Origin of the sequence: Nitrosomonas sp. sh817 (assembly GCF_030908545.1) — a bacterium.
Lineage (GTDB): Bacteria > Pseudomonadota > Gammaproteobacteria > Burkholderiales > Nitrosomonadaceae > Nitrosomonas.
The window spans coordinates 44,747-57,971 of sequence record NZ_CP133083.1 but is presented as its reverse complement, the minus strand read 5'-3'; the positions used below and the strand labels follow the sequence as shown (position 1 = coordinate 57,971).

14 protein-coding genes are annotated in these 13,225 nt (G+C 48.1%); 4 read left to right on the top strand and 10 right to left on the bottom strand.

All coding sequences use genetic code 11. The annotated features are described in order from the left end of the window. Positions 1-917: 917 nt before the first annotated feature. From RBH92_RS00280 to RBH92_RS00240, 9 genes are all read right to left on the bottom strand, one after another. Entirely contained in the window at positions 918-1,151 is a 234-nt protein-coding gene (locus RBH92_RS00280; RefSeq protein WP_307932757.1) for a hypothetical protein, read from the bottom strand. Between the two features lie 436 nt (positions 1,152-1,587). Then, on the bottom strand, positions 1,588-2,556 hold the full coding sequence (locus RBH92_RS00275) for an ADP-ribosylglycohydrolase family protein (RefSeq protein ID WP_307932756.1): 969 nt from the start codon (positions 2,554-2,556) through the stop codon (positions 1,588-1,590). Between the two features lie 3 nt (positions 2,557-2,559). Then, positions 2,560-2,742 (bottom strand): Trm112 family protein, encoded by a 183-nt coding sequence (locus RBH92_RS00270; RefSeq protein WP_307932755.1) that lies wholly within the window; start codon positions 2,740-2,742, stop codon positions 2,560-2,562. 38 nt (positions 2,743-2,780) lie between these two features. Further along, positions 2,781-3,620, bottom strand: coding sequence for a ParB/RepB/Spo0J family partition protein (locus RBH92_RS00265; protein ID WP_307932754.1), 840 nt, complete (start codon positions 3,618-3,620; stop codon positions 2,781-2,783). A gap of 24 nt (positions 3,621-3,644) precedes the next feature. Then, a complete protein-coding gene (locus tag RBH92_RS00260) occupies positions 3,645-4,403 on the bottom strand; it encodes a ParA family protein (protein WP_307932753.1) in 759 nt (252 codons plus the stop codon). A 2-nt stretch (positions 4,404-4,405) separates the two neighbouring features. Beyond that, positions 4,406-5,044, bottom strand: coding sequence for a 16S rRNA (guanine(527)-N(7))-methyltransferase RsmG (gene rsmG, locus RBH92_RS00255; RefSeq protein ID WP_307932752.1), 639 nt, complete (start codon positions 5,042-5,044; stop codon positions 4,406-4,408). Next, positions 5,041-6,939, bottom strand: a complete 1,899-nt coding sequence (mnmG, locus tag RBH92_RS00250; RefSeq protein WP_307932751.1) for a tRNA uridine-5-carboxymethylaminomethyl(34) synthesis enzyme MnmG — start codon at positions 6,937-6,939, stop codon at positions 5,041-5,043. Before mnmG ends, rsmG begins: the two co-directional genes overlap by 4 nt. A 185-nt stretch (positions 6,940-7,124) precedes the next feature. Next, positions 7,125-7,457 carry a nucleotidyltransferase family protein gene (locus tag RBH92_RS00245; RefSeq protein WP_307932750.1) on the bottom strand — a complete coding sequence of 111 codons (333 nt, stop codon included), beginning with the start codon at positions 7,455-7,457 and terminating at the stop codon, positions 7,125-7,127. Further along, positions 7,454-7,861 carry a nucleotidyltransferase substrate binding protein gene (locus RBH92_RS00240; protein ID WP_307932749.1) on the bottom strand — a complete coding sequence of 136 codons (408 nt, stop codon included), beginning with the start codon at positions 7,859-7,861 and terminating at the stop codon, positions 7,454-7,456. Before RBH92_RS00240 ends, RBH92_RS00245 begins: the two co-directional genes overlap by 4 nt. Before the next feature lie 224 nt (positions 7,862-8,085). On the opposite strand from RBH92_RS00240, the gene RBH92_RS00235 reads away from it, so the two are divergent. Together RBH92_RS00235 and RBH92_RS00230 are read left to right on the top strand one after the other, a co-directional pair. Next, positions 8,086-8,340, top strand: a complete 255-nt coding sequence (locus RBH92_RS00235; protein ID WP_307932748.1) for a type II toxin-antitoxin system ParD family antitoxin — start codon at positions 8,086-8,088, stop codon at positions 8,338-8,340. Between the two features lie 119 nt (positions 8,341-8,459). Then, positions 8,460-10,835: a tetratricopeptide repeat protein gene (locus RBH92_RS00230; protein WP_307932747.1), complete on the top strand. Its 2,376-nt coding sequence runs from the start codon at positions 8,460-8,462 to the stop codon at positions 10,833-10,835. Here RBH92_RS00230 and RBH92_RS00225 read toward each other — a convergent pair. Then, positions 10,810-11,001 (bottom strand): addiction module protein, encoded by a 192-nt coding sequence (locus tag RBH92_RS00225; protein WP_307932746.1) that lies wholly within the window; start codon positions 10,999-11,001, stop codon positions 10,810-10,812. The two genes, RBH92_RS00230 and RBH92_RS00225, sit on opposite strands and share 26 nt — an antisense overlap. A 179-nt stretch (positions 11,002-11,180) precedes the next feature. Here RBH92_RS00225 and RBH92_RS00220 point away from each other — a divergent pair, with 179 nt between their 5' ends. After that, positions 11,181-12,593, top strand: coding sequence for an efflux transporter outer membrane subunit (locus RBH92_RS00220; RefSeq protein ID WP_307932745.1), 1,413 nt, complete (start codon positions 11,181-11,183; stop codon positions 12,591-12,593). Between the two features lie 42 nt (positions 12,594-12,635). Continuing rightward, a complete protein-coding gene (locus RBH92_RS00215) occupies positions 12,636-13,193 on the top strand; it encodes an NADPH-dependent FMN reductase (protein WP_307932744.1) in 558 nt (185 codons plus the stop codon). The last annotated feature ends 32 nt before the right edge of the window (positions 13,194-13,225 follow it).

The following is a 13,225-nucleotide window of genomic DNA, read 5'->3' as shown; positions in this document are numbered from 1 at the left end:
ATCGGATGGCAAAACCAAGCGCCGCCGTGATCTGTGCATGTCTCACGTCTTAATGATTCAAGTGCTTGTTGATAATATGGGTAATATAAAAATGGATAGCCAGCAATATTCAACTCAAATTGATACTCTGACATTCCTCGAGTATCTAGGCTATTTCGTGCCCACACAAACTTTATAGGCGGTTGAATTCGTGTACCTTCCGGTATAGAAATGTCTGCCATAACCGTTGAGCTGCCAACAGCAATTAATAACAATACCCATAATTTAACCAGATATTGTTTCCACCAAGAAGAATGACTACACAAGAAAAATAGACCTATAAAATTAATCAGATACTTTTTCCAATTAACCCATACTATTTCTCTTGCCATAGGAATTCTCCTTTATAAGGACAGATTTATAGCGGCCCAGTACTTATTGATTGCAATCGGCATACACATGAAACCACAAGAAGTGCAAATTTCCAGAATTACTTAAGAATTTTCTTATTTGATGATTTCCGCGATGATAAGGCAGAAGATCGCTGGGAAAACGATGAATAACGGTGACTTAACCCGCTATTTCTGAGAACTGAATTGAGTGACCAGGTGTTGGCCGAATGGAGATGCCTGTCAAGCAAGTAACGGTGAAATAATGACGGTGATACCGTTTTAATTCGGTATCACCGACAATTCATATCTTAATGGTTGTTGTAGTTATATTTGATTTGGGCGGAACTGAAGCTATCAAGCCTGTCACTCCCGCCCATTAGATCCATTCCTTGGATAGAAATGGTTTTTACTGCTAATTTCTATGTTCTTGCAACTGGTTAATGCTGATCGTTCCTTACCTTGCTTGTGACGAACAATTCACCAAACTATTACCAGTTAACAAACGCATATTGCCAGAATATTTACAAAGCCTTAGCCAGTGGTAAATTACCGGCTGATTACTACTGATTCATTTGCATCGGCATAGCTGTCATTTTTAGTTTTTTGCGATGCCGTTCTTGGAACAATGTATCCACCTGGTTTACCTGTAGCCGGATCAATCCAGTAGACATTGCTTTTACCTACTTTAATGTTGCTCTGGCTCTGAGTTGCTTCAGGAATCGTTGAACATGCAGATAAGAAAGCCGATGCAGCTAACAATGTGATAAGTCTTAGTTTCATTTGTTTTACTCCTCTAATTAAAAACATCTTTTTAAACAAAAACCCGGATTGAGAGACTTCGATCTGAAGTGATCGACTGTAACTGCTCAGATCATATGTGCGCACTATAGCGGGATAAAACCATATTAACAAATCAATTGTTCTGATATTTATCATAGATGAGAGCTTATGAATAAACAAAGAAGACTGGCTAATCACTCACGGGCATGTTGGACAACGCAATATCTTGCCGTTTCTGATCAATTACTTGGTGGGACTAGAAGATGAAATAAAGAATGGGGCGAACCTGGAGGCGCAAGATCAAATTGACTCATTGCTATCCTTGATATGCTTACAAAGCCATGCCAATTTTGTCTGCGAACGCTCTAAAATCCAGTACATCAAGCATCGCTTCCAGTTCCTGGTCTGTACGCGGTTTCATCGAAGTAAACCGTCTTTATCCCAACTTCGCTAATACATCTGCTGCGGATTTTAGATTGCGCAACCGGCTCAGCCACTCCAGCGGTATCGAGTTAAAACCGTTTTGCTGCGCGGTATGCGCAGCCATGATCGCACCGAGCATGATCGAGCGGCCGCAGCTATCGCCGCCGATGCGGATATTTTCTTCGATGGCGGTACGGTAATCGGGCGCGTGACTGGCAATATGTGCGATCACCGGCAAGCCTTCCGGCACATGGCAGGCATTACCGAAACGCTTGGCAACCGCCGCGCAGTCGAGCGTTTTTACTTGCAACGCCTCTTCCAGCAGCGGTCTTAATTTCTCGCCGGCGTGCGGGAGCGAATCGGCTAATGCCTGTTGGACGGGTTGACCGTTCAACACCGCCAGCAATACGCAACCGGCATATTGTGCCGCCGCAACGGCGGTATCGTTATGATTGGTCAATCGCACCACTTGCTCGATTTTGGCGTTCAACGCATCCTGCGATTCCTGATGGGTCGCGACGACCGCCGGTAATGCCGCCAAGGCAGCAAATTGATCGTCGTCGGCGCCGGATTGCAGCGGAAAATCTTCCGGTTTGAGTGGTAACAACGTTTGCAAGGTTTGCCGCGTCGGTGAATCGATATAGCCTTGATACCCGCCGCCAGGGCCGAAATAGCTACGATATTCGCTTTGATAATCGACGCGATAGAATTTGCCGTGCCGCGCAATATGCCGCAGCATCAACAAGCATAATTCACCATAAGCCGATGAATCGCCTGCTTGCTTCTTGCCGTGCGCAAAATAACCGCTGACACCGGCATAATCATCCGCGCAAGGCGGCAAAAACACCAAGCCTTTGGTTTTTTCAATCTGCGCGATGCGCTCGGTATCGTATAACCAATGCAACCCGAGCGCGGCGGCATCCGCTGTCAATGCGCCAATAATCGCGGCAACGCGCGGTTCCAGCCGGATATTGGTATTCATCGCTTACTTAATCTCGACTTCGTCGGGAATCCGGCGCGCCTCGTCGGCGAGCATCACCGGTATGCCGTCCTTGATTTGAAACGCCAGCCGATCCGGTTTGCAAATCAATTCCTTGTCTTCCTTTTTGTAAATCAGCGGCCCCTTGCACAGCGGGCAAACCAGAATATCCAATAGTCGTGCATCCATAATCTTCCTTGCTCTCTTAAATTTATTGACCGGCTATATTATAGCTTGCGTAGTATGTCATCCAACTGATCCAAACTTGTATAGTGGATCACGATATTGCCTTGGCCATTTTTCTTCGGCTTGATTGCCACTTGCGCCCCCAAACGTTCGGACACATCTTCTTGCAGACGCAGCAGATCGCGGTCGGGTTTGGTCATTTTTTTCGCCACCGGATGTTCCAGGTGATTGACCAGTTTTTCGGTTTCGCGCACCGACAATTGCTTTTGCGCGATGACGTTGGCAATGCGGATTTGCTGCGCGGCGTTCAACGGCAGCAACGCCCGGCCGTGCCCCATGTCGATCTTGCCTTGCATCATCAATTCCTGCACCGGCGCGGATAAATTCAGCAAACGCAATAAATTGGAAATGGTGCTGCGCGAATTGCCCAGCGCTTCCCCGGCAGTTTGATGCGTCATGCCGAATTCGTTGATCAAGCGCTGAATCCCCAGCGCCTGTTCGAGCGGATTGAGGTTTTCGCGTTGAATGTTTTCGATCAACGACATCGCCAGCGCCGACTCATCCGGCACTTTGCGGATCAAAACCGGCACTTCGGTCAATCCGGCCAATTGCGCGGCACGCCAACGGCGCTCGCCGGCGATGATTTCAAAGCGATCATCGGCAACCGGCCGCGCCAGAATCGGCTGCATGATTCCCTGCGCTTTGATCGACTCGGCCAATTCCGTCAGCGCCGCCTGATCCATATTGGTTCGTGGCTGATATTTACCGGGTTGCAGTTTGGCAATGGCCAGATTTTGCAGCGGCTCATCGACCACGCCCTCAGCGCCGGTACTCGCCAGCAATGCATCCAAACCTCGCCCTAAACCTATTTGCTTGGTCATAATGCCGGTTCCTTGCTATCGTTGTCACGCATCTAAAATCTCCTTTGCCAATTCCAAGTAGGCTTGCGCGCCTTTCGATTGCCCGTCGTGATACAGCACCGGCAAGCCGAAGCCGGGTGCTTCCGCCAAGCGCACATTACGCGGAATCACGGTACGGTAGACTTTATCGCCGAAATGCTTTTTCAATTGATCGGATACTTGCTGCGCCAGGATATTGCGCGGGTCAAACATGGTGCGCAGTAAGCCTTCGATACGCAACTCAGGATTGAAGCTGCTGCGCACCCGCTTGATGGTGTTGACCAGATCGCTCAATCCTTCCAGCGCATAATATTCGCACTGCATCGGAATCATCACCGCATGCGCCGCGCATAAACCGTTCAACGTCAGCAAATTCAATGCCGGCGGGCAATCGATCAAAATATAATCGTACTCGTACTGAATTTCTTCCAAGGCCGTTTTGAGCCTCGCCTCGCGTTGTTCAAAATCGACCATTTCGACTTCGGCGCCGGCCAGATCGCGATTGGCGGGAATCAAATCGTATTTTCCCTGGGTGTCGCTCACCAACGCCTCGCGGATATTCGCACTGCCAAGCAGCACATGATAAACCGTGGTTTTCACCGTTTGCTTGTTGGTGCCGCTGCCCATGGTCGCATTGCCTTGCGGGTCAAGATCGACCAGCAGCACGCACTTATCCGCCGCCGCCAGGCTGGCGGCCAGATTCACGCTGGTGGTGGTTTTGCCGACCCCGCCTTTTTGATTGGTAATCGCAAGTATCTTGGTCATGACTATTCGTGCTTGATGATGATTAATTGCCGCATCGCATCCAGTCCCGGCACGCGCAGCGTCATGGTATTTTCAATCGCAAACGGCGCTTGCACCTGCCGCCGCTCTTGTTCCGTGCAATTGCCTTTCATCGCCGCCCAGCGGCAACCGGCATTTTCAACCGTCGCCCATTGCCGGGTTAACGCAATGAATTCACCCAATTCCGAGAAAGCACGAGAGATGATGGTATTCACCGGTTTGGCTTCGAGCTGTTCGATGCGTTGCGGCATGATCTGAACGTTATGCAATTTCAATTCGATCTTCGCCTGCTGCAAAAATGCGGTTTTCTTTTGATTGCTTTCCACCAACGTCACCTGCCAATCCGGCCGTGCCAGCGCAATCGGGATGCCCGGCAATCCCGCGCCGGTGCCGACATCGACGATCTGCGGCCCGTGAATATGCGGCAGTACTACCAGGCTATCGAGCACATGCTGTATCAGCATGTCGCGCGGATCGCGGATCGCGGTCAGGTTATGCACCCGGTTCCATTTCTCGATCAGCAATAAATAGCGCGCAATGCTTTCGCCAAGCTGCCCGGCTTCAACTCCGGAACGGACATCCAGCGCTTGCAACGACTGTTCGATTTGCGGCAACAGACTCATGCAGTCTGCTGTTTGCCGTCCGGCGCAAATCCGCGTTTCAAATGCACCAGCAATAATGAAATCGCCGCCGGCGTCACGCCGGAAATGCGCGATGCCTGGCCGACGGTTTCCGGCTTGTGCAAATTCAATTTCTGCTGCACTTCGTTCGACAAACCTTTCACCACACGATAATCGATATCCTTCGGCAACAGCGTATGTTCGTATTGCGCCTGACGCGCCACTTCTTCCTGTTGGCGCTGAATATAGCCGTGATACTTGGCTTGAATCTCCACCTGCTCGGCGACTTGCGCATTGTTAACCGCTTCGCCCGCTCCGGGCAAAGTCATCAGCGATGCATAGGTTACGTCGGGGCGTTTCAGTAATTCGGTCAAGGTGTATTCGCGCTCGATTCCTTTGCCGAGCACGCGCATCGCATCCTGCTCCGGCAACGTGGCGGGCAATACGCGGATCGAATCGAGCCGCTGCTGTTCTTTGATAATCGCTTCTTGTTTCTCAGAAAAAGCCGCCCAGCGCCGATCGTCGATCAGACCCAGTTTTCTGCCGGTTCCGGTCAAGCGCAAATCGGCGTTATCTTCGCGCAATTGCAAGCGGTATTCGGCGCGGCTGGTGAACATGCGGTACGGCTCGGTCACGCCGGATGTCACCAGATCGTCGACCAGCACGCCGAGATAGGCCTCATGGCGCTGCGGCGACCAAGCCTCTTTCTCCTGAATTTTCAGCGCGGCGTTAACACCCGCCAGCAAGCCTTGCGCGGCGGCTTCTTCGTAACCGGTGGTGCCGTTGATCTGCCCGGCGAAAAACAGATTCTCGATGTTTTTGGTTTCCAGCGAGCGCCTCAAATTGCGCGGATCGAAATAATCGTACTCGATGGCGTAACCGGGGCGCGTGATATGCGCGTTTTCCAACCCGGCAATCGAATGAATCAACTTGACTTGCACGTCGAACGACAAGCTGGTCGAGATGCCGTTCGGATAGATTTCATGCGTGTTCAAGCCTTCGGGTTCGAGAAAAATCTGATGCGATGCACGCTCGGAAAAACGCACCACCTTGTCCTCGATCGACGGACAATAACGCGGTCCGACGCCTTCGATCTTTCCGGTAAACAGCGGCGAATCGGCCAAACCGTCGCGGATGATATCGTGCGTTTCGCTATTGGTATGCGTGATCCAGCACGAAATCTGACGCGGATGCTGAATGCCGGTGTCGATCAACGAAAAAAACGGCGCCGGTTGGTCGCCGGGCTGCTCCAACAACTTGGAATAATCCATGCTGCGAGCGTCGATGCGCGGCGGCGTGCCGGTTTTCAACCGGCCTGCCGGAAATTCCATATCGCGCAACCGCTGCGCCAATGTCAACGCCGGCGGATCGCCCGCGCGGCCCGCTTTGAAATGCGTCTTGCCGATATGCGCCAATCCGGCGAGGAATGTGCCGACCGTCAGAATCACCGCGCGCGCACGGATTTTGAGCTGCAACTGCGTTACCACGCCAACCACGCGATCCTGCTCGATGATCAAATCGTCGACCGCTTGCTGCATCACCCGCAAATTCGGTTGATTCTCAACCCGGCTGCGGATCGCTTGCTTGTACAATACCCGATCGGCCTGCGCACGCGTCGCCCGAACTGCCGGGCCTTTACTCGAATTCAACACGCGAAACTGAATCCCCGCCTCATCCGCCGCCAACCCCATCACGCCGCCGAGCGCATCGATTTCCTTGACCAAATGACTCTTGCCGATACCACCGATCGACGGATTGCACGACATCTGCCCAATGGTTTCGATATTATGCGTCAGCAACAACGTCTTGCAGCCCATCCGCGCCGCCGCCAGCGCCGCCTCGGTCCCGGCATGCCCGCCGCCAACTACGATAATGTCAAAATCCGTATGATTGCTCATAGTGTTAGATGATTGATAACTCAGAAGGTACGAGAAGATTTTAATCGATTGGTTTCACGTGAAACCTTTTACGCATTGTAAGCTAAAAAGGTGAAATTTTCGCGTGCAATTATAGGTGGCAGGAATTAATGAAAGCAAGCCGAAGTTACAAAGAAATGGCGGACACGAGCAATATCAGTGTTCGATCATTCTTGCGGTAGAGCAATACCTGATTGCACAACCACTCTATCCCTTTCGATCACCTTTTTAAAAGCCTCACTCGCCGTTGACCAATCGACGATATCCACTTTGTAAGGCAAATCCGACTCCGCGAAAGCTTCCGCCAATTGCGCAGTCAAATCTATTCCAAGCGGTTTTCCCCCGTTGATCGCCAAATCCAGATCGGAGTATTGCTTGGCACGGCCGGTCGCGCGCGAACCGAAAGCCCACACGATACAATCCGGAACATGTGTACGCAAAATGGCTCGTATGATCAGCCAATCGGCTTCGGATACCGTAATCGGTGGCCGGTCGCTCATTTCGACAAGCGCCGCACTAATTGCTGATGAAGATATTGCGCCTCTTTCAGAAACCCCGGGATCGCATCAACCACCTCGCGCGCAATGGCTTCATCGTAAGTATGGCTGGTTTTTGCCCGCATATCGCGATACCGCCGCCATTGCGGCCAATCTCCGAGCAATAAACCCTGCTCATTGGCGGAACGAATCAAATAATGGAAATCGGCTTGATCAAACTCCACCGGATTGGCTGCCGATGCTTCCAGGTAGCGCTTGAGCATTTTATGCGCAAGCTCATAAGTAAACTCAAAGCGCTGAATCAAACCATCACGGATCTGCGTGTCACTGATATCGGATTGATAACGCACCCAACCTTCTTCCAATCGGGTAATCGCATTCGTTAAAGAAGAAATATCGAGGGACATGGACGGAGCACTGAATAAATGTGGATTCGAGAATATCATATTTTTCATTAATCCTTGAAAATGGGCAAATTTGTCTTCATCAACAATCCCGGGCGTACAGTCAATTTGCGAAGCTAGATTACCGGATAAACCGGTTGCAAAAATACTCAAAAATTTTCAGACAGTGCTACCATGCAATACTGCATCAATAGTATGATTAATTCACTCGATACCTAAAAATCAACATGGCAACCATACGAAAAACGATTACGTTAACGGACAAGCAAGATCAATGGATCAAAACGCAAATTGCCGCTGGCGGCTTTACCAATGACAGCGAATATATCCGTGACCTGGCACGCCGCGATCAGGAACAAAATGCGCAGTTTTTAGCATTAAAACAGGCTATTCAGGATGGATTGGAGAGTGGCGTAAGCAATAAGACAGTAGGCGAGATCTGGGAAGAAACCGAGCAGCATTCTAAAAATAAGCGTGGCTAAATTCCTGTTCACCAATCGGGCGACTACCGATCTGTCTGTCGGATATTGCGGAGTTTACCCTTCAGACCTTTGATGCCAAATAAGCTTGATTTTATTGAGTGATGACGAGACTCTAAGTTATGGAATTATCTTTTAAAATAATTTCAATTTTTCATAGTAAATTTTTGAAGTGGATTGCATTTATTGCCATTATTCTTTACATGATTAATGGCGATGAAGTAATTCTAGAACCGCTTAGTATTCCGAGATCGCTTGTTGAATCAGGTTATTCTGGTACTGTAGTTGCGGAGAAATTACTTGACGCATCTCGTAAAATGGAACGGGAATCACAAAAGCTATATAAAGAACATTTTTCGCTAACATATCTTGCAGCAACAGTCATCGAAAATAGTGCTATTAGTACTAATAGTGCTTCCAGGGTAATTCCAGATAAAAACCAGCAATTAACAACCAGATTAATTACAAGCCCTGCTATTTCTACTTTTATTCCTACTGATTTAACTACAGCAAATATAAAAACCGATACTCAGATACCGAATATACAAATTCCTGGCACATCCAATTTATTTAATGAGAGTCGGCGTTTTTTGAGAATTAATCTATGCGGAATATTCAGCTTGTTTTGTGGGGAGACGATCATCATAAGAGGTGAAGTAACACAATCAAACAGCCATTACTCTTTCACACTGCGAAATATCTCACAACAACAAATTCCTCCAATAAATATTGAGTTCAGTGGCAACGAATTTGGTAATTTTATTCAGAATGAAGGCGCAGAAGCGCTTTTAAAAATTGCAAGTCCAAAAACATTATTGCCACTAGCCTTTGAACGATTAGCTACTGAAATAGAGAATAAGCAGGAACAATCTGAAAAATATTTCTCGGAATTTAAAAATTTAGCAGATGACTCCCTAATTAGATCAAAATTAGAAGAGAAATGGCTCATACATACATATTACGCCGATGGTTTGGCATGTATTAATTCAAAAGAAGCCATTCACTACTACCAGGAAGCCATTAAGCTTAGTCCAAAGCATATTTTTCCGAATATTGCATATGGCCAATACCTGATGGAAAATGGTCAATTTGAAGAGGCAGTTCAACAATTTAAGGAAGCAATTGAAAAGGAGCGCAACTTTCCTCTCCCTTATCTCAACGCAGCAATAGGACTGTTTCAGCAAAATGAACTTTATGATGCAATTCATTACATCGAGAAAGCAATCGAGATTGCTCCAGAAAATTCTTTTGCAGAGGGACATTTAAATCTTGGGATAGTGCTTAATAAACTTAATGAACATGAAAAAGCTATTCAGCAATTCAAAAAAGCTCTCGAAATAGATTCCAATTTTACTTACGCTAATATAAATTGGGGTGTAAGCCTAATAACAAAGCAGAAGTATGAAGAAGCTATTGTTCAGTTTGAGAAAGCTCAAGCGAAAGATCCCAGCATAGCTTTGATATATCACAATTGGGGAGTAGCCTTGCAGGGACTTAATAAAAATGAAGAAGCCATCGACAAGTTTCAACATGCAATTCAATTAAATCCACAAATGTCAATCGCTCATGAAAATTTAGGCCGTTCACTGCTTTTGCTTGGTAAATTTGCTGATGCCATCAAGCAATTTGAGCAAGCAATTACCATAAGACCAGATAGCGCCTTGGCGTATGCATTATTAGGAATTGCTCTAAATACTAAAGCAGAAGCAGCAATTCAATTAAATGCTGCTTCTGAGTATCTAAAAACGCTGCAAATCTCAAAAGTAGATGTTAATACTATATTCGATAAAGCCATCACGAAATTTAAGAAAGCCATCGATATAGACCCCAATCTATCGTTGGCATATATTGGCTGGGCAGAATCTTTACAAAAACTCAATAAATTCGAGGAAGTTCTTGTCAAGATTGATAAAACGGTTGAATTAAATTCCACTCTACCCGCTGAGAAAATAAATAAATGGAAAGCGGATGTTTATGCTAATTGGGGAAAAAAATTACTTTTGAATAAATGGTATGTACCTGAATCAAATATACGGACTGGCGATGTTATTACAAAATTTAACAAAGCGATTCAATTGGATAAGAAAAATATAGAATTTCTTGGTTTGCTTGCAAGGGCTTTATCTTTTTTTAAAAAATTTGAAGAAGCGATTGCCGCACTTGATAAGGCTTTCGAATTGGATCCTACTCGGATTAATGAAATTAATGGCCTTAAAGGAATAGTTTATAACGATTGGGGACTTTTCTTGGCAAAAACCGAGCAATTTGAAGAAGCGATTGTTAGACTTAATAAAGCAAGTGATTATCTCCCAAATAATGCTGATATACATTTATTTCTAGAAAAAATGTATCTGTTGTTAGGACAGAAGGAGAAAGCAAAAGAGCACTACCAACGAAGTATTGACCTTGATCCAAACTTAGCGGTGCCAATGATTAGGCAAAAAAAATTGACTAACAATCCCTTTGGCGCTATCAAACTCGAAGTCGATCTCCCTTAACTTTTTCGGCACGATAAGCTTGCAAGCGGCCCTCAGCTTCTTCGATCCAAATGCGATTCAGCTGGGGATCGATACGGTCGAGGCTATGCAGAAGCTCATCGATCACTGCAAAGCGCTCGGCTGGGGGTAATTTCACTACTTCCGCAATTAATTCCTTTTTATTCATGGCAATGACTTCCTTCTCAGATCACGGGAATATTACTACCATCAATAATATCTGCATTTCTTGTTTAACGAGTAGTCAATATAATCAACACGTCCAGATATCGTCGATAGTCTATAATCTCGTGATTATCAATTTTTGTAATCCATTTAGGCGTCATTTTTAACGTTCAAATAAATCCCATGCACCGCTGGTTTCGCACTTTAATCATTTTCCCCATCCTGTTCCTCACCGCTTGCGCGATGGGGCCTGATTTTATTCGTCCGCAAGTCGATGTCGCGGAGAAATTCCGGCTCGATCCGGTCGAGGGAGAGTCGATTGCCAACATGCGCTGGTGGGAACTGTTGCAGGACGAGACACTGCAACATCTGATCCGGCAGGCGTTGCAGGAGAATAAGGATCTCAAACGAGCTATCGCCAGTGTCGAGGAATTTCAGGCGAAATCGCGCATTGCGCTCATGGATTTTGCGCCTCATGTGGATTACGATGCGAACGCACCGGCGTTTGGCACACTGGGAGGTTTTGGAATTCCCGGCTTCCCGACGCCTTTCAACTATTTCGGGCGGGGCACGCTAAACTGGGAAATCGATATCTGGGGCAGGATTCGTCGCTCCAACGAAGCCGCCCGCGCCGAACTGATGGCACGGGAGGAGAATCGCCGCGCGATCGTCCTGGCGCTCATCAGCGCAGTCGCGCAATCCTATTTCGATCTTTTGCAATTTGACATTCAGCGGGATATTGCGCATCGCGCATTGTCTTCATGGGAAGAATCCGTTGCTATTTCGCGCGCGCAACTGCAAGGCGGCATCATTTCGCGCCTCGATCTGGATCAATTCGAAGCGGAGCGCGCGAATGCAGCTTCCCGGGTAGCCGAACTTGAACGCCGGGTGGTGCAAAAAGAAAATGAACTCAGTGTGTTGCTGGGTAGAAACCCGGTAGCGATAGCACGCAGGCACCTGCTGACAGAGCAGGTGGTTCCGCCGGAAGTGCCCGCCGGCCTGCCGTCCGAATTGCTGCAACGCCGCCCCGATATTCTTCAGGCGGAACAAGCTTTGGCAGCCGCCACCGCCAGAATCGGCATGGCCAAAGCCGCACGGTTTCCGAAACTTTCGATTACCGGTTTTCTCGGCGTGGCCAGCCCGGCTTTATCCAATCTGCTCCTTTCTAGCAGCGAGTTCGGTGTCGGTGGTCTGGGTTTAGCGGGTCCATTGCTCAATGCGCAGAGTCTCGGTTTTGAGCAGCGTGCCGCGGAAGCGCAGGCAAAACAGGCATTAGCGCAATATGAACAAACGATTCTGATCGCATTCAAAGAAGTAGAAGACGCATTAGTGGCGATCAGCACCATCAGCGAGCAACTTAAGGCGCAGCGACAACAAGTTGACGCGCTGCACTCGGCTTTGCACATTGCAAACCTGCGCTATCAAGGCGGTATTACCAGCTATGTCGATGTGTTGCTCGCCAAACGCAATCTGTTTGACGCTGAATTCTCGCTGAGCGCGGCGCAGCGCTTTCATCTGGTATCCGTTGTTCAGCTATACAATGCGCTGGGTGGCGGATGGACACCGGAAAGCGGCCGCGATAATGATACCAAGTAAAGCTATACTGAACTAACACGCATCAACACGGAGGGAATCATCATGAATGACTATCAAATCGCTGTCATTACGGGCAGTCTTCGCCGGGATTCATTTAATCGCAAGCTGGCGCACGCCATGGCCAAATTATCGCCCCCGGAGTTTTCATTCAAACACATCCGGATTGATGATCTACCGCTTTATAATCAGGATGATGACAGCAATCCGGCAGAACCGGTAAAACGGTTGAAGGCCGAGATCGGCGCAGCGCATGGGTTATTGTTTGTCACACCGGAATATAACCGCTCAATCCCCGGCGTACTTAAAAATGCCATTGATCATGCTTCCCGTCCCTATGGCCAAAGCGCCTGGTCGGGCAAACCCGCCGGTGTTCTCGGTGTATCGGTAGGCGCTATTGGCACAGCGATGGCACAGCAGCACTTGCGCAATATTCTGGCGTATCTGGACGTACCAACACTGGGCCAACCCGAAGCGTTTATTCAAATGAAAGAGGGGTTATTCGATGCAAACGGGGATATCGGCGCGGGCAGCAGACAATTCCTGCAAAACTGGATGGATCGCTATATTGCCTGGGTTAAGAAACATGTTGCCGGCGCGTGATTTTATAATTCTGATGATTGAACATGATGCTT

Bases quoted from the DNA above. Each gene is read 5' to 3' on its own strand.
- RBH92_RS00215 (WP_307932744.1), top strand. From the start codon at position 12,636: ATGAATGACTATCAAATCGCTGTCATTACGGGCAGTCTTCGCCGGGAT.
- RBH92_RS00270 (WP_307932755.1), bottom strand. From the start codon at position 2,742: ATGGATGCACGACTATTGGATATTCTGGTTTGCCCGCTGTGCAAGGGG.
- rsmG (WP_307932752.1), bottom strand. From the start codon at position 5,044: ATGAGTCTGTTGCCGCAAATCGAACAGTCGTTGCAAGCGCTGGATGTC.
- RBH92_RS00235 (WP_307932748.1), top strand. From the start codon at position 8,086: ATGGCAACCATACGAAAAACGATTACGTTAACGGACAAGCAAGATCAA.
- RBH92_RS00240 (WP_307932749.1), bottom strand. From the start codon at position 7,861: ATGTCCCTCGATATTTCTTCTTTAACGAATGCGATTACCCGATTGGAA.
- RBH92_RS00225 (WP_307932746.1), bottom strand. From the start codon at position 11,001: ATGAATAAAAAGGAATTAATTGCGGAAGTAGTGAAATTACCCCCAGCC.
- RBH92_RS00245 (WP_307932750.1), bottom strand. From the start codon at position 7,457: ATGAGCGACCGGCCACCGATTACGGTATCCGAAGCCGATTGGCTGATC.
- RBH92_RS00265 (WP_307932754.1), bottom strand. From the start codon at position 3,620: ATGACCAAGCAAATAGGTTTAGGGCGAGGTTTGGATGCATTGCTGGCG.
- RBH92_RS00220 (WP_307932745.1), top strand. From the start codon at position 11,181: ATGCACCGCTGGTTTCGCACTTTAATCATTTTCCCCATCCTGTTCCTC.
- RBH92_RS00230 (WP_307932747.1), top strand. From the start codon at position 8,460: ATGGAATTATCTTTTAAAATAATTTCAATTTTTCATAGTAAATTTTTG.
- mnmG (WP_307932751.1), bottom strand. From the start codon at position 6,939: ATGAGCAATCATACGGATTTTGACATTATCGTAGTTGGCGGCGGGCAT.
- RBH92_RS00275 (WP_307932756.1), bottom strand. From the start codon at position 2,556: ATGAATACCAATATCCGGCTGGAACCGCGCGTTGCCGCGATTATTGGC.
- RBH92_RS00280 (WP_307932757.1), bottom strand. From the start codon at position 1,151: ATGAAACTAAGACTTATCACATTGTTAGCTGCATCGGCTTTCTTATCT.
- RBH92_RS00260 (WP_307932753.1), bottom strand. From the start codon at position 4,403: ATGACCAAGATACTTGCGATTACCAATCAAAAAGGCGGGGTCGGCAAA.